The sequence below is a fragment of the Burkholderia sp. Ac-20344 genome (assembly GCF_017104975.1).
Taxonomy (GTDB): domain Bacteria; phylum Pseudomonadota; class Gammaproteobacteria; order Burkholderiales; family Burkholderiaceae; genus Burkholderia.
Window position 1 is genome coordinate 16,766 of record NZ_JAAGPP010000009.1, and the last position, 19,507, is coordinate 36,272.

General features: G+C 67.9%; 22 protein-coding genes and 2 tRNA genes. 16 read left to right on the forward strand and 8 right to left on the reverse strand.

What is annotated here, in order from left to right; all coding sequences use genetic code 11:
* Positions 1-12: 12 nt before the first annotated feature.
* From mobA to G3N64_RS04615, 4 genes are all read left to right on the forward strand, one after another.
* A complete protein-coding gene (mobA, locus tag G3N64_RS04600) occupies positions 13-630 on the forward strand; it encodes a molybdenum cofactor guanylyltransferase MobA (protein ID WP_205782595.1) in 618 nt (205 codons plus the stop codon).
* A gap of 105 nt (positions 631-735) precedes the next feature.
* Positions 736-2,031, forward strand: a complete 1,296-nt coding sequence (gene glp, locus G3N64_RS04605; protein WP_205782596.1) for a gephyrin-like molybdotransferase Glp — start codon at positions 736-738, stop codon at positions 2,029-2,031.
* Between the two features lie 39 nt (positions 2,032-2,070).
* Positions 2,071-2,346 (forward strand): hypothetical protein, encoded by a 276-nt coding sequence (locus tag G3N64_RS04610; RefSeq protein ID WP_006401288.1) that lies wholly within the window; start codon positions 2,071-2,073, stop codon positions 2,344-2,346.
* Positions 2,343-2,828: a GNAT family N-acetyltransferase gene (locus G3N64_RS04615; RefSeq protein ID WP_205782597.1), complete on the forward strand. Its 486-nt coding sequence runs from the start codon at positions 2,343-2,345 to the stop codon at positions 2,826-2,828. Before G3N64_RS04610 ends, G3N64_RS04615 begins: the two co-directional genes overlap by 4 nt.
* 87 nt (positions 2,829-2,915) lie before the next feature.
* On the opposite strand, the gene rmuC is transcribed toward G3N64_RS04615, so the two are convergent.
* From rmuC to pncB, 5 genes are all read right to left on the reverse strand, one after another.
* Positions 2,916-4,394 carry a DNA recombination protein RmuC gene (gene rmuC / locus G3N64_RS04620; RefSeq protein WP_205782598.1) on the reverse strand — a complete coding sequence of 493 codons (1,479 nt, stop codon included), beginning with the start codon at positions 4,392-4,394 and terminating at the stop codon, positions 2,916-2,918.
* Entirely contained in the window at positions 4,391-5,380 is a 990-nt protein-coding gene (locus G3N64_RS04625; protein WP_205782599.1) for a D-glycerate dehydrogenase, read from the reverse strand. The genes rmuC and G3N64_RS04625 overlap by 4 nt, the downstream gene beginning before the upstream one ends.
* Before the next feature lie 82 nt (positions 5,381-5,462).
* A complete protein-coding gene (locus G3N64_RS04630) occupies positions 5,463-6,893 on the reverse strand; it encodes a sodium:proton antiporter (protein ID WP_205782600.1) in 1,431 nt (476 codons plus the stop codon).
* A gap of 43 nt (positions 6,894-6,936) precedes the next feature.
* Positions 6,937-7,599: a lactate utilization protein C gene (locus tag G3N64_RS04635; RefSeq protein ID WP_205782601.1), complete on the reverse strand. Its 663-nt coding sequence runs from the start codon at positions 7,597-7,599 to the stop codon at positions 6,937-6,939.
* Positions 7,600-7,687: 88 nt separating this feature from the next.
* Entirely contained in the window at positions 7,688-8,887 is a 1,200-nt protein-coding gene (gene pncB, locus G3N64_RS04640; RefSeq protein ID WP_205782602.1) for a nicotinate phosphoribosyltransferase, read from the reverse strand.
* Positions 8,888-9,209: 322 nt separating this feature from the next.
* Here pncB and fdxA point away from each other — a divergent pair, with 322 nt between their 5' ends.
* The 8 genes from fdxA to G3N64_RS04680 all read left to right on the forward strand — a co-directional run bounded on the left by fdxA (position 9,210) and on the right by G3N64_RS04680 (position 13,594).
* Entirely contained in the window at positions 9,210-9,533 is a 324-nt protein-coding gene (gene fdxA, locus G3N64_RS04645) for a ferredoxin FdxA (protein WP_011351384.1), read from the forward strand.
* 101 nt (positions 9,534-9,634) lie between these two features.
* A tRNA-Asn gene (locus G3N64_RS04650) sits at positions 9,635-9,710 on the forward strand.
* 71 nt (positions 9,711-9,781) lie between these two features.
* A tRNA-Asn gene (locus tag G3N64_RS04655) sits at positions 9,782-9,857 on the forward strand.
* Positions 9,858-9,976: 119 nt separating this feature from the next.
* Positions 9,977-10,462, forward strand: a complete 486-nt coding sequence (locus tag G3N64_RS04660; RefSeq protein WP_205782603.1) for a CreA family protein — start codon at positions 9,977-9,979, stop codon at positions 10,460-10,462.
* A gap of 62 nt (positions 10,463-10,524) precedes the next feature.
* On the forward strand, positions 10,525-11,424 hold the full coding sequence (locus G3N64_RS04665; protein WP_205782604.1) for an AraC family transcriptional regulator: 900 nt from the start codon (positions 10,525-10,527) through the stop codon (positions 11,422-11,424).
* Between the two features lie 123 nt (positions 11,425-11,547).
* Complete coding sequence (locus G3N64_RS04670; RefSeq protein WP_205782605.1) at positions 11,548-12,315, forward strand: AzlC family ABC transporter permease; 768 nt, start codon at positions 11,548-11,550, stop codon at positions 12,313-12,315.
* A complete protein-coding gene (locus tag G3N64_RS04675; protein WP_205782606.1) occupies positions 12,312-12,650 on the forward strand; it encodes an AzlD domain-containing protein in 339 nt (112 codons plus the stop codon). Before G3N64_RS04670 ends, G3N64_RS04675 begins: the two co-directional genes overlap by 4 nt.
* Before the next feature lie 161 nt (positions 12,651-12,811).
* Positions 12,812-13,594 (forward strand): DUF4088 family protein, encoded by a 783-nt coding sequence (locus G3N64_RS04680; RefSeq protein WP_205782607.1) that lies wholly within the window; start codon positions 12,812-12,814, stop codon positions 13,592-13,594.
* 123 nt (positions 13,595-13,717) lie between these two features.
* On the opposite strand, the gene G3N64_RS04685 is transcribed toward G3N64_RS04680, so the two are convergent.
* Positions 13,718-14,119, reverse strand: coding sequence for a hypothetical protein (locus tag G3N64_RS04685; RefSeq protein ID WP_205782608.1), 402 nt, complete (start codon positions 14,117-14,119; stop codon positions 13,718-13,720).
* Between the two features lie 270 nt (positions 14,120-14,389).
* Between G3N64_RS04685 and G3N64_RS04690 the strand changes: the two genes are divergently transcribed.
* The 3 genes from G3N64_RS04690 (at position 14,390) to fumC (ending at position 17,680) form a co-directional block, all read left to right on the forward strand.
* Positions 14,390-14,608, forward strand: a complete 219-nt coding sequence (locus tag G3N64_RS04690) for an RNA-binding S4 domain-containing protein (RefSeq protein WP_006486208.1) — start codon at positions 14,390-14,392, stop codon at positions 14,606-14,608.
* Between the two features lie 133 nt (positions 14,609-14,741).
* Positions 14,742-16,130: a multidrug efflux MATE transporter NorM gene (gene norM, locus G3N64_RS04695; protein WP_205782609.1), complete on the forward strand. Its 1,389-nt coding sequence runs from the start codon at positions 14,742-14,744 to the stop codon at positions 16,128-16,130.
* A 155-nt stretch (positions 16,131-16,285) separates the two neighbouring features.
* Positions 16,286-17,680 carry a class II fumarate hydratase gene (gene fumC / locus G3N64_RS04700; protein WP_205782610.1) on the forward strand — a complete coding sequence of 465 codons (1,395 nt, stop codon included), beginning with the start codon at positions 16,286-16,288 and terminating at the stop codon, positions 17,678-17,680.
* A 44-nt stretch (positions 17,681-17,724) separates the two neighbouring features.
* Here fumC and G3N64_RS04705 read toward each other — a convergent pair whose 3' ends face one another.
* Both G3N64_RS04705 and G3N64_RS04710 read right to left on the reverse strand, forming a co-directional pair.
* On the reverse strand, positions 17,725-18,237 hold the full coding sequence (locus tag G3N64_RS04705) for an acyl-CoA thioesterase (protein ID WP_012328135.1): 513 nt from the start codon (positions 18,235-18,237) through the stop codon (positions 17,725-17,727).
* Between the two features lie 130 nt (positions 18,238-18,367).
* The gene (locus tag G3N64_RS04710) at positions 18,368-18,508 is read right to left on the reverse strand and encodes a hypothetical protein (protein ID WP_205782611.1); all 141 of its coding nucleotides are present in this window, start codon (positions 18,506-18,508) and stop codon (positions 18,368-18,370) included.
* A gap of 195 nt (positions 18,509-18,703) precedes the next feature.
* Between G3N64_RS04710 and G3N64_RS04715 the strand changes: the two genes are divergently transcribed.
* On the forward strand, positions 18,704-19,411 hold the full coding sequence (locus tag G3N64_RS04715) for a helix-turn-helix transcriptional regulator (protein WP_205782612.1): 708 nt from the start codon (positions 18,704-18,706) through the stop codon (positions 19,409-19,411).
* Positions 19,412-19,507: the final 96 nt, after the last annotated feature.

Below are 19,507 nucleotides of genomic sequence, written 5' to 3' on the forward strand. Positions count from 1 at the left end.
GGCCCTCTCACGATGCCCGCTTCCGTCTCTCCCTCGATCGCCGGCCTGCTGCTCGCAGGCGGGCGCGCCACGCGCATGGACGGCGTCGACAAGGGCCTGCAGTTGCTCGACGGCACGCCGCTCGCGCTGCATGTGCTGCGCCGGCTTTCGCCGCAGGTCGACGAGACGCTGATCAGCGCGAATCGCCATGCCGATCGCTATGCCGAACTCGGTGCGCCGTTCGACGCGCGCATCGTCGCGGACGAAACGCCCGACTTCCCCGGCCCGCTCGCAGGCCTGCTCGCCGGCATGCGGGCGGCACGCGCGCCACTCGTCGCGTGCTCGCCATGCGATACGCCCTATCTGCCCGCCGACCTCGTCGCACGGCTGCAGGCGGCGCTCGACGCGCAGCAGGCCGACATCGCGATGGCGGTGACCGTCGACGCGCAGCAGGCGCGCTCGCCGCAGCCGACGTTCGCGCTACTGCGCACGTCGCTGGCCGACGATCTCGCCGCCCGGCTCGCGGCCGGCGACCGCAAGGTGCGTGCGTGGTACGCACGCCACAAGACGGTCGAAGTCGAGTTTCGCGACGAGCGTGCGTTTTACAATGCCAACTCCTGGCAGGAACTCGCCGCGCTGGCCCGCCGCTGACGGTGCCCGTGCGGTTCCCGCCCGCCGCACGCGACACCCGCGCCCAGGCACCCTCCTCGCGCCACCGGCCACGAACCCGATACGCCTTGCGGCGCAGTCCGACTGATGATCACGCAATCCTCGCCCGCCTCCCGAACCGCACCCGATTCCGACGCCCCGCTGTCGCTCGCCGATGCGCAGGCGCTCGCGTGCCGCTTCGCGGTGCCTGTCGAGGCCTGTGACACGGTGACACTGCGCGATGCGCTCGACCGCGTGCTCGCGGCCGACGTGAACGCGCCGTTCGACATCCCCGCATACGACAACTCGGCGATGGACGGCTATGCATTCGACGGCAGCGCCGGCACGCACGCGTCGCCAGCCGACGTCGCGCTGACGGTCGCCGGCACCGCGCTCGCCGGCCATCCGTTCGACGGCGCCGTGTCAGCCGGATCGTGCGTGCGCATCATGACGGGCGCGCCGATGCCGGCGGGCTGCGACACGGTGATTCCGCAGGAACGCGTGCGCGTCGACGGCGACATGATCCACTTCGCCGCTCACGACATCGCGCGCGGCGCGAACTGCCGCAAGGCCGGCGAGGATCTCGCGCGCGGCACCTGCGCGCTCGCCGCGGGCCGCATCCTGCGACCGTCCGATCTCGGCCTGCTTGCGTCGTTCGGTATCACCGAGGTCACGGTGCGCCGCCGCGTGCGCGTCGCCGTGTTCTCCACCGGCGACGAACTGCGCGAGCCCGGCGAGCCGCTCGGCCCCGGCGCACTGTACGACAGCAATCGCGGGATGCTGATCGCGATGCTCGAAAGGCTGCATGTCGATGCGGTCGATCTCGGGATCGTCCACGACGACCCGGCTGCGCTCGAAGCCGCATTGCGCGACGCCGTCGCTGCACGGGCCGACGCGGTGATCACGTCGGGCGGCGTATCGGTCGGCGAAGCCGACTTCACGCGCGACGTCATGGCACGGCTCGGTGACGTGACGTTCGCCAGCCTCGCGTTACGTCCCGGCCGGCCACTCGCGTGCGGCACGCTCGCACGCGCGGCCGATGGTGCCGGTCACACACTGTTCTTCGGGCTGCCCGGCAATCCGGTCGCGTCCGCCGTGACGTTCTACGCGATCGTGCGCCCCGCGCTGCTGACGCTGGCCGGCGCGCAGGCCCAGCCGCCGGCCATGCATACGGCACTCAGCACGCAAGCACTCAAGACGCGCCCGGGCCGCACCGACTACCTGCGCGGTATCGCGACACGCGCCGCCGACGGCCACTGGCACGTCGTACCGGCCGGCTCGCAGAGCTCCGCGTCGCTGAGCGGCCTCTCGGCCGCCAACTGTTTCATCGTCCTGGGCCACGATACCGCGGCAGTCGACGCGGGCACCCCGGTCGACATCCTGCCGCTCGACGGCCTGATCTGAATTCCACTATCGGTATATCTCTACGGGGGCAATCCGCACATGAAGAAACAAATTTCGTCGATCGCCGCGGGACAGACCGCCAAGGCGCTGATCCTCGTCTACCTGACGTTCAGCGTGCCGATCGTGCTGCTCGGCATTCTCGTCGCGTACGTCCGCTACGGGATGGTCGAACTGAGCACGATCCTGAGCGCGCTGCTGCTGAACGCGATCCTCGGCTTCGTGCTGCTGTGGATCGCGTGCCACGCGTACAACTGGGTCGCATCGCGCTTCGGCGGCATCGAGATCGTGCTGTCCGATCCGCCGGAGGAAGCGTGAGCGGCACACCGCTGATCCGCGCGGCCCAGGCACGCGACGTCGGCGCGATCCTCGCGCTGATGCGCGAGCTGGCCGAGTTCGAGAAGCTCACGCACCTGTTCGTCGCGACCGAGGCCGATCTCGCCGACGCACTGTTCGGCGCGCAGCCTGCTGCCGAGGCACGCGTGGCCGAGCACGACGGCGCGATCGTCGCGTATGCGCTGTTCTTCCACAATTATTCGACGTTCCTCGGCCGTCGCGGCCTCTATCTCGAGGATCTGTACGTGCAACCGTCGCAGCGCGGCACGGGCCTCGGCACTGCGATGCTGCGTCACCTCGCGGCATTGGCCGTCGAACGCCGTTGCGGGCGCTTCGAATGGTCGGTGCTCGACTGGAACCAGCCTGCGATCGATTTCTACGAAAAGATGGGCGCAACCGTGCTGCCCGACTGGCGCATCGTTCGCGTCACGGGCGACGCGCTGGACACGCTCGCCGGGCACTGACCGCTGGCCGGTCACTCCGGCCAGCGCGTCAAAAGAACACGGGCGCCGCGGCGCCCGTGTTCGTTCCAGCCGGTGTAGCAACACGCGTCACGCGTCGTCCGCATCGGCGCCGTCGACACCTTCCGCGCCGAGCAGTCCCGCCGCCGTGTCGCCCGGCAGCGCCTCGACCTGCTTCAGCTTGCGGTTCATCACGCGCGTGCGCTGCTCGGCGGCCTCGATCGAGCGCGTGACCGTTTCGAGCTGCGACTTCGTGCGCGCGAGTACGTCGCCGAACTTGCCAAACTCCGTCTTCACCGCGCCGAGCACCTGCCACACCTCGCTCGACCGTTGCTCGATCGCGAGCGTGCGAAAGCCCATCTGCAGGCTGTTCAACAGTGCGGTGAGCGTCGTCGGGCCGGCGACCGTCACGCGATAGTCGCGCTGCAGCAGGTCGGTCAGCCCCGGTCGACGCAGGATCTCCGCATAGAGCCCTTCGGTCGGCAGGAACAGCAGCGCGAAATCGGTCGTGTGCGGCGGCGCGACGTACTTCTCGGCGATCGTGCGCGCCTCCAGCCGCACACGCGCTTCGAGCGCACGGGCCGCTTCCTCGACCGCCACCGCATCCGCACGCTCCTGCGCGTCGATCAGCCGCTCGTAGTCCTCGCGCGGGAATTTCGCGTCGATCGGCAGCCACACGGGCGGCGCGTCGCGCGTGCCGGCCTCGCGCCCCGGCAGCCGGATCGCGAACTCGACGCGCTCGCTGCTTTTCGGCACCGTCGCGACGTTCTTCGCGTACTGCTCGGGCGTCAGCATCTGCTCGAGCAGCGCCTCGAGCTGCACCTCGCCCCAGGTGCCTCGCGTCTTCACGTTGGTCAGCACCTTCTTCAGGTCGCCGACGCCAGCCGCGAGCGTCTGCATCTCGCCGAGCCCGCGGTGCACCTGCTCGAGCCGGTCCGATACGAGCTTGAACGATTCGCCGAGCCGCTGCTCGAGCGTCGCATGCAGCTTTTCGTCGACGGTGCGGCGCATCTCCTCGAGCTTCGCCGCGTTGTTCGTCTCGATTTCCTTCAGCCGCTGTTCGAGCGTCGCGCGCACCTCGCCGATCCGGCGGTCGTTCGCTTCGGTCAGTTGCGTGAGTTGCCGGTTCAACGTGTCGCCGAACAGCCTGAGCGCACCCGTCTGCTCCTCGCGCGCCTGCTGCGCGTTGCGCTGCACGCTTTCGCGCATCGCGTCGAACTGCTGCGCATTGCCGGCGACGAGCTTGCCGAGCTGCTGTGCGAAACCCTCGATCTGGTTGTTCTGCACGGTCGCCACGCTCGTCAGTTGCGCGGCGAGCGTCTGCTGAAGCTGCGTGAAGCTGCCGGCCAGCTCGGTGCGCGAGCCGCGCGCGTTCTCGACGATCTCGCCGCGCAATTCGCGTTCGAGCCGCTCGACTGCACGCGCCTGCGCATGCGCGGCGTCCTCGATCTGGTCGCCCAGTACCGCAGCATCGTCGTGGCGGCCACCGCCACGCACGAGCGCGACGATCGCCACCGCCAGTGCGACGGCCAGCACGACGACCGTCGCAAGCAACAACGTCATCGTCATGCGCGCGGCTTCCCGATCACGTCAGGGTTGATCGGATTCGGCGGCTGCCCCGCGCGCGGCCCCTCGCCCAGCGCGGCGATCAGGTTGTCGGCGGCGAGGTTCGCCATCGCACGGCGCGTTTTTTCGGTCGCGCTCGCGATATGCGGCGTCAGCACGACGTTCGGCACCTCGAGCAGCGCCGGATGGACCGTCGGCTCGCCTTCGTACACGTCGAGACCGGCCGCTGCGATCGTCCCGTCGCGCAGCGCGACGGCCAGCGCCGCGTCGTCGACGATCCCGCCGCGCGCGATGTTGGTCAGCGTCGCGGTGGGCTTCATCTTCGCGAGCTCGGCCGCGCCGATCGTGTGATGGTTCTCCTTCGTGTACGGCAGCACGAGCACGACGTGATCGGCACGGGCGAGCAGCGCATCCTTCGACACGTATTCGGCATTCAGCTCGGCCTCGATTTCGGGCGCGACCCGCGACCGGTTGTGATAGATCACCTGCATCCCGAAGCCGCGCGCGCGGCGCGCGAGCGCCTGGCCGATGCGCCCCATCCCGATGACGCCGAGCGTCGAGCCGTAAATGTCGCTGCCGAGGAAACCGTCGTACGCCCACTTCTGCCAGTGGCCGGCGCGCAGCCAGTGCTCGGATTCGGCGATCCGGCGTGCTGCGGCCATCATCAGCGCCCAGCCGAAATCGGCGGTCGACTCGTTCAGCACGTCGGGCGTGTTGGTGCCGAGCACGTTCGCCGCGTTGAACGCGGCCATGTCGAAATTGTTGTAGCCGACCGCCATGTTCGCCACGACGCGCAGGCGCGGCGCCACCGCGAGCTCGGCAGCACCCACCGGGTCGCCGGCCGTCAGCGCGCCGTCCTTGTCGGCCAGACGCGCGGCGAGCGCGCCGGGCGCGAGTGCATCGCCGTTGTTCCAGTCGACGTCGAAATACTGTTTGAGCCGCTCGATCACGTCCGGAAAGATCGGACGCGCGACCAGGATCTTCTGCATCGCCATCTCCGCATGCCGCGGACGGATCGCAGCGCGCCGTGCGCCGCCGAAACCGCCCGCTCCAAGGTTGAAAATCGTCAGCTTACGCCGTGAAGAAGATCCACGACGTCAGCAAGAATACCGGTATCAGCACGACCAGTGCCCAGCCGAGATACGCGAAGAAGCTCGGCATCTTCACACCGCGCGATTCGGCGATCGCCTTCACCATGAAGTTGGGTGCGTTGCCGATATAGCTGTTCGCGCCCATGAACACCGCGCCCGCGGAAATCGCGGCGAGCGTGGACGCGCCGGTCGTCATCAGCGACTGGGCATCGCCGCCCGCGAGGTTGAAGAACACGAGATAGGTCGGCGCGTTGTCGAGGAACGACGACAGGATACCCGTCGCCCAGAAGTACATCGCGTCGACCGGCTTGCCGTCCGGCCCCGTGACGAGATGGACGATCTGCGCGAACGCGCCATCGGCACCGGCGCGCAGGATCACGATCACCGGTGCGATCGTCACGAAGATCCCCGCGAACAGCTTCGCGACTTCCTCGATCGGCGCCCAGTTGAATGCGTTTCCCTCGCGCGCAGAGCGCGGCGTCAGCGCGAGCGACGCGAGCGTCACACCCACGAGCGCGACGTCGCGCACGACGTTCTGCAGCGCGACGTGCGTGCCCCATACGTCGAACGCGATGCCCGGCTTCCACACGCCGCTCATCAGCACCAGGCCGATCACGGCCGCAAGCAGCACGAAATTGATCTTGCCGTCGATCGACAGCGCTGCGCCGTCGGGCGTCGGGTCGAGCGCGGCCGGCCGCTCCTCCCCGCCCTTCCGGTAGAAGTACGTATCGAGCACGAAGAACAGCGCCAGCAGCACACCGCAGATGAACAGCATCGGCAGCGCGAGGTGCGTGGTCGTCCAGAAGAAGCTCACGCCATTCAGGAAACCGAGGAACAGCGGCGGATCGCCGAGCGGCGACAGCGACCCGCCCGCGTTCGCGACGAGGAAGATGAAGAAGATCACTACATGCACGACATGCTTGCGGTTGTCGTTCGCGCGCAGCAGCGGCCGGATCAGCAGCATCGCGGCGCCCGTCGTGCCCATCACGCTCGCGAGCAGCGTGCCGAGCGCGAGGATCGCGGTGTTCAGCTTCGGCGATCCATGCAGGTTGCCGTTCACGCAGATGCCGCCCGCGACCGTATAGAGCGCGGTGAGCAGCACGATGAACGGAATGTATTCCTCGAGCAGCGCATGCACGAGCGTGCCGAACGCGGTGCCCGCGCCGAACGCGAACCCGAACGGGATCAGGAACACGACCGCCCACGCGGCTGCAATCTTGCCGAAGTGGTGATGCCAGAACACGGGGGCGACGAGCGGGAACAGTGCGATGGACAGCAGGATCCCGGCGAACGGGATACCCCAGAGGGCAGACAGCGTGGCACCGTCGAGCGTTGCGGCCGATGCAAGCGCAGGAACGGCGCCAAGCGCGATCCCCGACGCCATGCCCGCCCAAGCGGCATGTCGTTTCATGCAGAACTTCCTTGTTCGAGTGGTAGTGGATGCGGCGGGCGCGTCATGCGCCCCGTACGACGATCACGTGAACGCGGTACGGGCCGTGCGCGCCCAGTACGATGGTCTGCTCGATATCGCCCGTGCGCGACGGGCCCGACACGAAATTGACCGCGCGCGGCAATTCGCCGCGCTCCGAGCGGATCAGCGCAAACGCGTCTTCATGACCGGCGACGATCCGCGACGCGGGAACGATCGCGACGTGTGTTTCCGGCAGCAGGCCGGCAGACGCATAGGTGTCGGGGCCGGACAGCAGCACCAGCGAGCCCGTTTCGGCCGTCGCGCAAAAACAGCCGGTGAGGCCGACCAGATCGCCGTCGCGCGGCTTGCGGCATTCGACCGACAAGCCTGCGCCCGCCCAGTCGAAATCGGCCAGCGTACGCCACGCGACGGCCTGCGCCGGCAGGCCGTGAGCGGAAAGGTAGCGGGCGGCGGCGGCCGGTACGTCGGCCAGCGTCGCGACTTCGTCGACCGTCGTCGACAGACGTGCCGCTTCGTCGACGAATGCCGCGACGAGGTCGGCCGGCGCCGGCGGGCGCGGGCCCTCCGGATGACGGGCGAGATAATCGGCAACGCCGTCGCGCTCGGCCGCATCGGGTTCGGCCGCACGCCCCTGCGCCGCGCGAATGCGCGCGAGGATCTGGCGGCGGGCAGCGGAAGTGTCCATGAACGGTCCTCGTGACGTTGGCGGGCGATACCGTCGGATTATACCGGCCGACCTCGCCGCGACGCGGTATTGGCCGTTCGGCCGACGCCTACTTCGACGCGTCTTCCTCGACCGGCTGCGCGATGCCGAACACCTGGCGCAGGTACGCGAGATACGCCTTGTCGTCGCACATGCTCTTGCCCGGCGAATCCGACAGCTTCGCGACCGGCTGGCCGTTGCAGCGGACCATCTTGATCACGATCTGCAGCGGCACGTAGCCGAGATCGTTGGTGAGGTTCGTGCCGACGCCGAACGCGAGCTTGCAGCGGCCGCGGAACCGTTCGTACAACTGCATGACCTTCGGGATGTCGAGTGCATCCGAGAACACGAGCACCTTGGTACGCGGGTCGCAACGGTTCGACTCGTAATGGCGCAGCATCCGCTCGCCCCAGTCGAACGGATCGCCCGAATCGTGGCGTGCGCCGTCGAACAGCTTGCAGAAATACATGTCGAAGTCGTTCAGGAACGCATCCATCCCGTAGACGTCCGACAGCGCGATCCCGAGGTCGCCGCGGTATTCCTTCGCCCACATCTCGAAGCCGTAGATCTGCGAATCGCGCAGCCGCGGGCCGAGCGCCTGGCATGCCTGCAGGTACTCGTGCGCCATCGTGCCGAGCGGCGTGATGCCGTGCTTCATCGCGTAAAGCACGTTGCTCGTGCCCGCGAACTGCGGACCGAGGCCGTCGCGCAACGTGAGCGCGACCTCCTCGTGCCAGACCTTCGAGAAGCGCCGTCGCGTGCCGTAGTCGGCGATCTTGCAGTCGGCGAACTCGGGCTTCGCGCCGAGCAGCGTGATTTTCTCGCGCAGCCGCTCGCGGCCTTCGCGATAGTCGGGCTCGCGCTGCGTGTTGCGGAAATACACTTCGTTGACGATCGCGAGCACCGGGATCTCGAACAGGATCGTGTGCAGCCACGGTCCCGTGATCTCGATGTCGATTTCGCCGTTGCCCTTCGGCGACGGCGTGATCGAGATGTATTTCTCGTTCAGGTGGAACAGCGCGAGGAAATCGACGAAATCGCTCTTGATGAAGCGCATTCGCCGCAGGTAGTCGAGTTCGACGTCGGAAAAACGCAGCGCGCACAGGCCGCGCACCTCGTCGCGGATCTCGTCGATGTACGGCACGAGATCGACGCCGGGCGTGCGGCACCGGAAACGGTATTCGACGCTTGCAGCGGGGAAGTGATGCAGGACGACCTGCATCATCGTGAACTTGTAGAGATCCGTGTCGAGCAGCGAAGTGATGATCATGATTACGGCACCGCCAATATCGTGACAGGGCCCCGGCGCACCGCGCGCCGCCCGGTCTGTCGGCCATGTTACCCGAATGCGGGCCCGACCATCGTGAAACCGCCTGCCGCCCTGCCCCGGTCGCGCCGCCCTACCCGCACACGGTACACGCGCCCCCGATGATGCGCCCCTTCGGCGGCCCCCCGGGCGGGCCCCCATAAACTAATCACGAAACGATATAAGCCGGATAGCCGACCACGGCATGCGGGTTTTGCGCTTCAGTTACAATGCCGGTTTTGGCGCAAACGCCACCCCATATATACCGCCAAGCAGGAGCGTTTTAATGACTCACGTTGTGACCGAAGGCTGCATCAAGTGCAAATACACGGATTGCGTGGATGTGTGCCCGGTGGATTGCTTCCGTGAAGGTCCCAACTTTCTCGCCATCGATCCGGACGAGTGCATCGACTGCGCCGTGTGCGTCGCCGAGTGCCCGACCAATGCGATCTATGCCGAAGAAGACGTTCCGGGCGACCAGCAGCAGTTCACCGCGCTGAACGCCGAGCTGGCGAAGGACTGGCCGTCGATCACGAAGACCAAGCCGGCGCCGGCCGACGCGGACGAGTGGAAGGACGTGCAGGACAAGCTGCACCTGCTCGAGCGCTGATCGCGCAGCGGCCGCAAAAAATTTTGTGCGCCGCGGCTCAAAAGTATTGACAGCCTGATCAACGCCCCATAAAATCTCGTTTCTCTGCTGTTGTTGTTTGTTCCCCGATAGCTCAGTCGGTAGAGCGCCGGACTGTTAATCCGTAGGTCCCTGGTTCGAGCCCAGGTCGGGGAGCCAAAAAAACAAAGGCCCGTTGAAAGTGGACGGGTTTTTTGTTGGAAACAAAACACGCAGATGTACCGATTTATTCCCCGATAGCTCAGTCGGTAGAGCGCCGGACTGTTAATCCGTAGGTCCCTGGTTCGAGCCCAGGTCGGGGAGCCAAATAGCGAAAGGCCCGTCATTCGACGGGCCTTTTGTTTTTCCGGCCCGCCCTTCGGCTTTCATCGCCCGGTCGCGCGCATGCTAGAGTCTCTGTCCCGCATTCGCATCCGGTTCCGTCGATGAAGCACCACCTCCTCCGCTCCGCCCCACTCGCCCTCCTGCTCTCGACGTTCGCCGCGGCACCGCTCGCGCACGCGGAGGAAGTCGGCAGCGTCAACACCCATTTCCGCGTCACGGGCTCCGATCGCGTGGTCGTCGAGGCGTATGACGATCCGGTCGTGAACGGCGTGACCTGCTACGTGTCGCGCGCCCGCACCGGCGGAATCAAGGGCACGCTCGGCGTCGCCGAGGATCCGAGCGAAGCGTCGATCGCATGCCGGCAGGTCGGCCCGATCAGCTTCAAGGAGCCGCTCAAGCAGCAGACCGACGTGTTCAGCGAGCGCATGTCGTTCATCTTCAAGACCCTGCACGTCGTGCGCGTGGTCGACACCAAGCGCAACACGATCGTCTACCTGACCTACAGCGACCGCATCGTCAGCGGCAGCCCGAAGAACGCCGTCACCGCGGTGCCGATGCCGGCCGGCACGACGATTCCGGTCAAGTAAAGCCCGCGCCTGCCGGGCGCGCGAGCGATACACTGTCGGTTCGACCGCTCCCGCGCCCGATCATGTCCGCCCCCCGTCTTCCCGACTCCGCACGCTACTGGCGCACGCCGCTGCTGCCGGATGCGGATCTCGTCACGGCCACCTATCGCGACCACACGTTCGCGCCCCACTGGCACGACGCGTACACGATCCCCGTGATTCTCGAAGGCGCGGAACGCTTCACCTATCGCGGCAGCGGCCACGTCGCCGAAACCGGCTCCGTGCCCGTGATCAATCCCGGCGAAGTGCATACGGGCTCGCGCGCGGCCGACGAGGGTTGGTGCTATCGCGTCAGCTACATGCCGGTCGAATTCATCCGCGAACTCACCAGTGCGATTGCCGGCCGTCCCCAGGACGCACCGTGGTTTGCGCCCGACGTGATTCGCGACGCCGATCTTGCCGCCCGGCTCACGCTGGCGCACCGGATGATGGAGGCCGGCAGCGAGCGGGCACTGCCCGCGCAGGCGCACGGGCGGCCGGCCGATGATCCGGTGAGCGACGCACCGCGCATCTACGATCCGCTCGCCGCCGAAACGGCGATGCTCGATGCGTTGTCGACGCTGATCGTGCGCCATGCCGACGCACTGCCGCGACCGGCGCCGCTCGCGGCGGACGAACCGCGCGTCGATGCGATGCGCGAGCGGCTCGCCGCCGATCTCATGTGCACGGTGACGCTCGACGAAGTCGCGCAGGCGGCCGGCCTGTCGCCGTTCCACGCGGCGCGCCTGTTCACCCGCACGACCGGCATGCCGCCGCATGCCTGGCGCAACCAGTTGCGCCTGCAGCGCGCGCTGGCGCCGCTGCGTGCGGGCGTGCCCGTCGCCGACGTCGCGGCGGCCAGCGGCTTCGTCGACCAAAGCCACTTCACCCGGCATTTCAAACGCATGTTCGGCGTGCCGCCCGGGCGCTGGCAGGCGAGCTGACGCGCAGCGTCCGGCCCGCCACCGCAACTCCGCCGGCACCGGCAAGCGGGCAAGCGCCGGCCCGATCCCGCGAGCGCAAGAACATACAAGCCGGTACACCCCCTGCCCGCTATCCTCCAGTTCATGGAGGAGCACCCTTTGAACCCGACACCCGCATCACCTGCTCGCCGCCCATTGAACGAATGGCTCGACGGCGCACGCGACACGATCCCGATGATGATCGGCGCCGCCCCGTTCGGCGTGATTTTCGGCACGCTCGTTGGCGGCGGCCCGCTCGCCGCATGGCATGGCGCGCTGATGTCGCTCGCCGTGTTCGCGGGCTCCGCGCAGTTCATCGCGCTCGGCCTGATCGCGGGCAGCGCGAGCTTCGTCGTCGTGCTCGCGACCACGCTGATCGTGAACCTGCGTCACCTGCTGTACAGCGCGACGCTCGCGCCCTATGTCGCGCACCTGCCGCTGCGCTGGCGCGCAACGCTCGGCGCACTGATGACCGACGAAGTGTTCGCGGTCGCCTTTGCGCACTACCGGCACTTCCCGCCCGGTGCGATCGGCCCCCACTACTTCTTCGGCTCGGGGCTCGCGATGTACCTGAACTGGCAGGTCTGGACGCTCGCAGGCATCGGCTTCGACGCGGCGTTCCCGGGCCTGCAGTCGCTCGGCCTCGATTTCGCGATGGCGGCCACCTTCATTGCGATCGTCGTCCCGCAACTCGGCACGCTGCGCTATTTCGCGGCGGCCGTGACGGCCGGCACGCTGGCGTACTTCTGGCAGGGCTGGCCATACAAGCTCGGACTGCTCGGCGCGGTCGCCGCCGGCGTCGCGATCGGCATTGCGCTCACGCTGCTGCACGAACGCATGCGCGCCGGCTCGCGCACGGAGGCCGCCTCGTGAGCTACGCGCTGCTGATTCTCGGGATGGCCGCCATCACGTACGCGATCCGCTCGACGCTGTTCCTGTTCGGCGAACGGCTGACCTTCCCGCCGCTCGTGCGGACCGCACTCGGCTTCGTGCCCGTCACCGTGCTGACCGCGATCATCGTGCCGATGACCGTTTCGCCGCACGGCGGCACGGCCGAGCTGACCTGGCGCAATCCGCAGCTCGTCGGCGCGCTGGCGGCCGTGCTCGTGTCGGCCGCAACGCGCCGCCCGCTCGTGACGATCGCGGCGGGGCTCGCGGTGTTCTTTTTCTGGCAAGGAGTCGCGCTGCCCCACTGGCTGCCCGACTGAGCCCCCGCTCGGTCACGCACGCTCAAGTTTCCGCCCGGCACGCCGATATAGGGAGTGAAGACCCGCCACCGGCCTCGGCGCGCACCGGTCAGTCGACGCTGCGCCCGCCCCGGTGCGCCGTGCCGGCCGTCGGCTTGCGCGGGCCGCCATCGAGACGATTCATGGGCCAGATCACCCTTTCCCTCAAGGACGACACGCTCGAGTCCCTGCGCAAGGACTACGACGCATTCGTTCGCGTGTCGCTGAAACTCGACCCGCAGTTCGCGACGCCGTCGTTCGAGGATTTCCTGCGCGCCAAACTGCTCGACAACATGGTGCCGCTGACCGAGCACGCGGTGCAGCGGATGCTGCAGGGCGGCCAGTACGCGTGGGCAAAACGCGCGCTCGACAAGGAATTTCCGGACGTCGTCGCCATCCTGATGCGACAGGCCGGCGAATTCGGCTTCGGCTTCGCGTCGCGCTCCGAATGGACCCCCGACGAACTCGCGAAGGCTTGCCGCGACTGGGCGAAAGCGATCGTCGCCGAAGCGCAGGGCGACCCGTCGCTGATCGACCCGCTCGCATCGCAGATCAAGGCGGCCGCGCAAGACATCCAGACGCTCGAGGAACTGATGCAGACGCCTGCGTGGCGGCTCGCGGAATCGCTGCGACAACGGGTCTACGAAGCCAAGCTCGCGTGCGAGATGAGCGTCGGCAGCACCGCGCGCGACAAGCTCGGCGAACTGCGCGGGCTGCTGCGTCTCGGGCTCGCGCACGGCTCGTTCCAGAAGCAGGAAGCGCAGCAGATCATGGAATACCTGCGGTTGCTGAAGCCGGAGATCTTCGTCGAGGAACCGTACGACGTCTTCGCCCGGCTCGCCGCATGGTTGCGCAGCGTATTCACCCCGGCTGCCGCGCGGCCGGCGCAGAGCCAGGGACAAGGGCAAGGACAGCGCCGGCCGTAACGGCGCGCCCATCTGCATCAACGCATGAAAGCGGCCCGGTTCGCGTTGCGCGAACCGGGCCGTCGGATGGCCGCCGTCGCGACGCGCCGTCCGGGACGAGCGTCGCGCGGCGCCGGGCACCGCTTACTGCGTGGCGCCCTGGGCCGATGCACCGCCCTCCGCGCCGACGGATGCGCCGCCTTCGGTCGCTTCGCCGGCCTTCGCCTTGGCCGAACCGACATGGCTCTTGGCCGACTTCGCGGCATGCTTCGTGTGCTTCTTGGCCGAGTGGACGGCCGACGACGCCGTATCCTTCGCGCCGTCGGCTGCCGCGCCGACCGCATCGGTTGCACCGCCGACCGCATTGCCCGACGCGTTCGCGCCCGCACTGCCCTGCATGCCGGCACCGGCACCCGCCGCCGGCGTCTGCGTCTGCACGCCGGCCCCGGCTGCGCCCTGCACCGCCGTACCCGTCTGGGCAAATGCGGCCGAAGTAGCGAACGCCGTCAGCGCGGCACCGATCAGCATCGTACGAATCTTGGACATGGCAATTCTCCTCAGGAAGTTGTGAGCCCGAACCGCAGCGATGCGGTCCGTTGCGTCCCCCGCCGCAACACGCAGTAGGTACGTCAAAAGACCCGCGGCCCGCACGGCCGGTTCTCGAATCTCTCAGACTGTTACCCACCGTTTCATTTGCTGACGAATGGCTCACATTCCCTAACAACTGCGTGCGGGAGCCGGCCGCGCTCGCGTGCCGGCCCGCGGTGCCGTATGATGCGAGGCGATTCCTCCCGCGCGTCGCGCACCTTCTTCGTCATGCCCAACCTGGATTTCACGCTGACCGGCGAATACGTCGAGCTGCACAACCTTCTCAAGATCACCGGCCTCGCGGACAGCGGCGGCACCGCGAAGCTGATCGTCGCGTCCGGCGCGGTGAAAGTCGACGGCGCGGTCGAACTGCGCAAGACCTGCAAGATCCGCGCGGGGCAGGTCGTCCTGCTCGGCGACACGCGCATTGCGGTGCGCGAAGCCTAGGGATCTGTTCCCCCTGCCTGCGACATGGCCATCGGCGCGCGCGTTCGACACGGTTCGAATAAAGCCGTAAGCTAGCCGTCTCTCAAAATAAATACATATAGCGCGGGCCCGCACCCGCGCGAGCGCCCATTCCATGTCGCACTCCGGTCTTACGCGGACGGCCGCCGCGCCGCCGTCCCTGTCCAGTCACGCCGCCGATACCGCGCGCCTCGCCGCGCCGCTCGCGATCGCACAGCTCTCGCAGATGGCGATGAGCGTCACCGACACGGTGCTGCTCGGCTCGCTCGGCCCCGATTCGCTCGCGGCGGGCGGACTCGGCGCGAACTTCTTCTTCGTCATCGTGACCGTGCTGCAAGGCGTGCTGTCGTCGGTCAGCGTCAGCGTCGCGCATGCGCGCGGCGCCAAGGCCGACGAACGCGTGCCGCACATCTACTGGACCGGCTTCGCGTTGTCCGTGCTGCTCGCGATTCCGGCCATCATCGCGCTGTCGCTGTCCGAACCGATCCTGCTGATGTTCCACGAGCCGCCATTGCTCGCGCATCACGTCGGCGAATACACGGGCATCCTGCGCTTCGCCGCGCTCGGCAGCCTGATCGGCGTCGGGCTGATGCGCGCGTTCCTGCCGGCGATCGGCGCGGCGCGGCGGCTGCTGTGGGTGTCGATCGGCGGCGTCGGCGTCAACGGCGTGCTGAACTACGGGCTGATCCACGGCGCGTTCGGGCTGCCGCGCCTCGGCTTCCTCGGTTCGGCGGTCGCGACCACGATCACGATCTGGCTCACCGCGCTCGCACTGATCTGGCTGCTGCACGGCCGGCAACGCTTCCGTCATTTCGTCACCGCCGCGCGCCCGAAGCTGCCCATGATGGGCGAACTGATCGGCATCGGCTGGCCGGTAGCAATCACGTACGGGGTCGAGTCGACGCTGTTCCTCGCAACCGGCCTGACCATCGGCGTGCTCGGCGCGACGTCGCTGGCCGCACACCAGATCGCGTTGAACGTCGCGTCGGTGGCATTCATGGTGCCGCTCGCGATCGGCCAGGCCGCCAACGTGCGGGTCGGTTACTGGGTCGGCGCAGGCGCCCCCGTCGCCGCGCGGCATGCGGGCTTCGTCGCACTCGGCCTCGGCATTGCGTTCATGACGCTGTCGGGCATCGTGCTGGTCGTCGCGCCGCATGCGATCGTCGGCCTGTACCTGAACCTCGACGATCCAGCGAACGCGGCCACCGTGTCGCTCGCCGCATCGCTGCTCGGCATCGCCGCGGTGTTCCAGATCGTCGACGGCGCACAAACCGTCGGATCGGGTGCGCTGCGCGGCCTGAAGGACACGCGCATCCCGATGCTCGCAGCGACCCTCGGCTACTGGGGCATCGGTTTTCCGACCGGCTACTGGTTCGCGTTCCACGTGGGCCTCGGTGCCCGGGGCCTCTGGTGGGGCCTCGCAGCCGGCCTTGCAAGCGTGGCCGTGCTGATGGCGTGGCGCTTTCACCTGAAGAGCGCGTCGCTCGTTGCGTCGCGACACTGAGCGCGACACGACGCGAAATCCGGGCCGGCGCTATGCTAGTCGGCTGAAGAGCTCGAGACGCCGCGCGAGCGGCGCGACTGCCTCACGATACGTCTGATTACGTCTGATGCCGCGCGACGACGCGCGGCGTTTCCCCTTTTCTGGAGGAGTGGATCATGAACGAAGCAGTTCGGATGGAACGCGATACGTTCGGCGAGATCGCCGTGCCGGCCGACCGGCTCTGGGGCGCACAGACCGAGCGCTCGCTGCAGAACTTCCGGATCTCGACCGAGAAGCAATCGCCCGAGCTGATCCACGCGCTCGCGATCGTCAAGCGCGCCGCGGCGGCCGTGAACCAGTCGCTCGGCGTGCTGGCCGACGACAAGGCGCGCGCGATCATCGACGCGGCCGACGAGATCATCGCCGGCAAGCATCCGCGCGAATTCCCGCTCGCCGTGTGGCAGACGGGCTCCGGCACGCAGACCAACATGAACCTCAACGAGGTGATCGCGAATCGTGCGAGCGAACTGATGGGCGGCGAGCGCGGCGAAGCGCGCAAGGTTCATCCGAACGACGACGTGAACCGCGGCCAGTCGTCGAACGACGTATTCCCGACCGCCATGCACGTCGCGGCCGCGTACGCGATCGTCAATCACCTGCTGCCGGCGCTGCGCACGCTGCGCACGACGCTCGACGCGAAGTCGAAGGCATTCGCCGGCATCGTGAAGATCGGCCGCACGCACCTGCAGGACGCGACGCCGCTCACGCTCGGCCAGGAGTTTTCCGGCTATGTCGCGCAGCTCGACCAGGGCATCCGGCACGTCGAATCGGCGCTGCCGCACCTGTACGAACTCGCGCTCGGCGGCACCGCGGTCGGCACGGGGCTGAACGCGCATCCGGAGTTCGCGGTGCGGGTCGCCGATGAAATCGGCCGGCTCGCGAAGCTGCCGTTCGTGACGGCACCGAGCAAGTTCGAGGTGATGGCTGCCGCCGACGCACTGGTGTTCGCGCACGGCGCGCTGAAGACGGTCGCGGCCGGCCTGATGAAGATCGCGAACGACATCCGCTGGCTCGCGAGCGGGCCGCGCTGCGGGCTCGGCGAGCTGTCGATTCCGGAGAACGAGCCGGGCAGCTCGATCATGCCGGGCAAGGTGAACCCGACGCAGTCCGAAGCCGTGACGATGCTGTGCTGCCAGGTGTTCGGCAACGACGTCGCGGTCAACGTCGGCGGCGCGAGCGGCAATTTCGAGCTGAACGTATTCCGGCCGATGATCGCGCACAACGTGCTGCAGTCGGTGCGGCTGCTCGCCGACGGCGCGCAGAGCTTCAACGACCACTGCGCGGCGGGCATCGAGCCGAACCGCTCGCGGATCGACCTGCTGCTGAACGAATCGCTGATGCTCGTGACGGCGCTCAATCCGCACATCGGCTACGACAAGTCGGCGCAGATCGCCAAGAAGGCGCACAAGGAAGGCACGACGCTGAAGGCGGCCGCGCTCGCGCTCGGCTACCTGACCGAGGCGGAATTCGATGCGTGGGTGCGACCCGAGCAGATGATCGGGTCGCAGTAACGGCAGGAAAACGGGCGCGGCGCGATGCGCGGCGCCCGTGGCGGTCAGACCGCGCCTTTCGCGACTTCTTCCGGTTTCATCTCGACGATCTTGTCGAGCGCCGCCCGCACGTCGGCCGCATATTTCGCGAGCACCTTCTGCTCGTCGGTCTCGGGCACGAACGGCGGCACCGGTACCGGGTTGCCGTTCTCGTCGACCGCGACGAACACGACGAGGCAATCGGTCGTCTGGCGCAGCACGCCGCCCTTCGGATCGCCGGCATGCACGGACACATGGATGTGCATGCTGGTGCGGCCCGTCGCAACGACGCGCGCCTTCAGCTCGACCAGATTGCCGACCAGGATCGGACGCTGGAAACGGATGTTGCCGACGCTAACCGTCACGCAATAGCGGCTCGACCAGACGGCCGCGCACGCATACGCGACCTCGTCGATCCACTTCATCAGCGCGCCGCCATGCACCTTGCCGCCGAAGTTCACGGACGACGGCTCGGCGAGGAAGCGGAATACGGTTTCGGTGCGGTCGAGGGCGGCCGGTACGGGGGACGGTTGGGACATCTTGTTGGCTCCAGGCGGCAGGGGCGCTGTAATCGGGCCATTATACGTTGCACTGCGGCAATGCGTCGCGGGCCGCCCCGCGTGGCGCGGCTGCCGGGGCCGTGCCCAACGCGCACGCGGCCGGCGCCGATCAGCGGCGCACCGTGATGCCCTGATCGATCGTTCCGTACATCTCGAGACTGCCGCCGCGCTCGCCGGTCGCGCCCGCACCGCCCTGCGCACAAGCCGCGCAGACGAGCGCGGCCGCCAGCAAACAGAAAATCGTCTTCATCGCTGCATCGTGTCACGTGCGGCAGCCCGCTGCGGCCGCTTTCGGCCATTCTACGCGCGCGCCGCCAGCGGCCGCAGCCCGGTTCGCCGCACCGACGACGCCTGCGCCACTGCATCCGACATTTCAGCCAAAAGCGAAACATCGAATGCGCGCCCCCACTACACTGAAGATCATCCCGCCTGACGAGACACGACGATGACCGATCAAGACGACCACCACTTTCCGGGCCTGAGCCGCATCGGTTCACTGATCGCCGACCCCGGGCGCGCCGCGATGCTGTGGGTGCTGATGGACGGCAGCGCACGACCGGCAGGCGAACTCACGATGATCGCGGGGCTGTCGCCCTCCGCCGCAAGCGCCCACCTCGCACGCTTGACCGAAGGCGGCCTGCTCGCGCTCGACGTGCGCGGCCGGCATCGCTACTACCGGATCGCATCGGCCGACATCGCGGCATCGCTCGAGGCGCTCGCGAACGTCGCCCGCGCGGCCGCGCCGCATCGACCGGTTCCGTCACCGTCCCGCGCGGTCCCGGCCGAATTGCGCTATGCGCGCACCTGCTACGACCACATGGCCGGTGAACTCGCGGTGCGCATCTTCGACGGGCTCACTGCGCGCGGCTGGCTGCTTGCCGACGGCGATGCGATCGAGACCACCGAACTCGGCACCCAGGCGCTCGCGCAATGGGGCATCGACGTCGCGCAGCAGCGCACGCGCCGGCGCCGCTTCGCGTGCGGCTGCCTCGACTGGAGCGAGCGGCGCTCGCATCTCGGCGGCGCACTCGGTGCGGCGCTGCTCGAGCGCTTCTGCGCGCATGGGTGGATCGAGCGCTCCGCACGGCCGCGCGTGCTGCGCGTGACCGTGCCCGGACAGCAGGTTTTCGACGGGTGGCTTACGTCCGCTTGACGCCTGCATTGCGTCTGCACGACAACGGCGCGCGATCGACAGGTTTTGTTACATCGCGTGCCATCCGACTTACAAAACACCGAGCATTGAAACAGG

Excerpts from the sequence above, each read along its gene's own strand:
- mobA (WP_205782595.1), top strand. The coding sequence starts at position 13 with ATGCCCGCTTCCGTCTCTCCCTCGATCGCCGGCCTGCTGCTCGCAGGC.
- glp (WP_205782596.1), top strand. The coding sequence starts at position 736 with ATGATCACGCAATCCTCGCCCGCCTCCCGAACCGCACCCGATTCCGAC.
- G3N64_RS04610 (WP_006401288.1), top strand. The coding sequence starts at position 2,071 with ATGAAGAAACAAATTTCGTCGATCGCCGCGGGACAGACCGCCAAGGCG.
- rmuC (WP_205782598.1), bottom strand. The coding sequence starts at position 4,394 with ATGACGATGACGTTGTTGCTTGCGACGGTCGTCGTGCTGGCCGTCGCA.
- G3N64_RS04625 (WP_205782599.1), bottom strand. The coding sequence starts at position 5,380 with ATGCAGAAGATCCTGGTCGCGCGTCCGATCTTTCCGGACGTGATCGAG.
- G3N64_RS04630 (WP_205782600.1), bottom strand. The coding sequence starts at position 6,893 with ATGAAACGACATGCCGCTTGGGCGGGCATGGCGTCGGGGATCGCGCTT.
- G3N64_RS04635 (WP_205782601.1), bottom strand. The coding sequence starts at position 7,599 with ATGGACACTTCCGCTGCCCGCCGCCAGATCCTCGCGCGCATTCGCGCG.
- pncB (WP_205782602.1), bottom strand. The coding sequence starts at position 8,887 with ATGATCATCACTTCGCTGCTCGACACGGATCTCTACAAGTTCACGATG.
- fdxA (WP_011351384.1), top strand. The coding sequence starts at position 9,210 with ATGACTCACGTTGTGACCGAAGGCTGCATCAAGTGCAAATACACGGAT.
- G3N64_RS04660 (WP_205782603.1), top strand. The coding sequence starts at position 9,977 with ATGAAGCACCACCTCCTCCGCTCCGCCCCACTCGCCCTCCTGCTCTCG.
- G3N64_RS04665 (WP_205782604.1), top strand. The coding sequence starts at position 10,525 with ATGTCCGCCCCCCGTCTTCCCGACTCCGCACGCTACTGGCGCACGCCG.
- G3N64_RS04670 (WP_205782605.1), top strand. The coding sequence starts at position 11,548 with ATGGAGGAGCACCCTTTGAACCCGACACCCGCATCACCTGCTCGCCGC.
- G3N64_RS04680 (WP_205782607.1), top strand. The coding sequence starts at position 12,812 with ATGGGCCAGATCACCCTTTCCCTCAAGGACGACACGCTCGAGTCCCTG.
- G3N64_RS04685 (WP_205782608.1), bottom strand. The coding sequence starts at position 14,119 with ATGTCCAAGATTCGTACGATGCTGATCGGTGCCGCGCTGACGGCGTTC.
- G3N64_RS04690 (WP_006486208.1), top strand. The coding sequence starts at position 14,390 with ATGCCCAACCTGGATTTCACGCTGACCGGCGAATACGTCGAGCTGCAC.
- norM (WP_205782609.1), top strand. The coding sequence starts at position 14,742 with ATGTCGCACTCCGGTCTTACGCGGACGGCCGCCGCGCCGCCGTCCCTG.
- fumC (WP_205782610.1), top strand. The coding sequence starts at position 16,286 with ATGAACGAAGCAGTTCGGATGGAACGCGATACGTTCGGCGAGATCGCC.
- G3N64_RS04705 (WP_012328135.1), bottom strand. The coding sequence starts at position 18,237 with ATGTCCCAACCGTCCCCCGTACCGGCCGCCCTCGACCGCACCGAAACC.
- G3N64_RS04710 (WP_205782611.1), bottom strand. The coding sequence starts at position 18,508 with ATGAAGACGATTTTCTGTTTGCTGGCGGCCGCGCTCGTCTGCGCGGCT.
- G3N64_RS04715 (WP_205782612.1), top strand. The coding sequence starts at position 18,704 with ATGACCGATCAAGACGACCACCACTTTCCGGGCCTGAGCCGCATCGGT.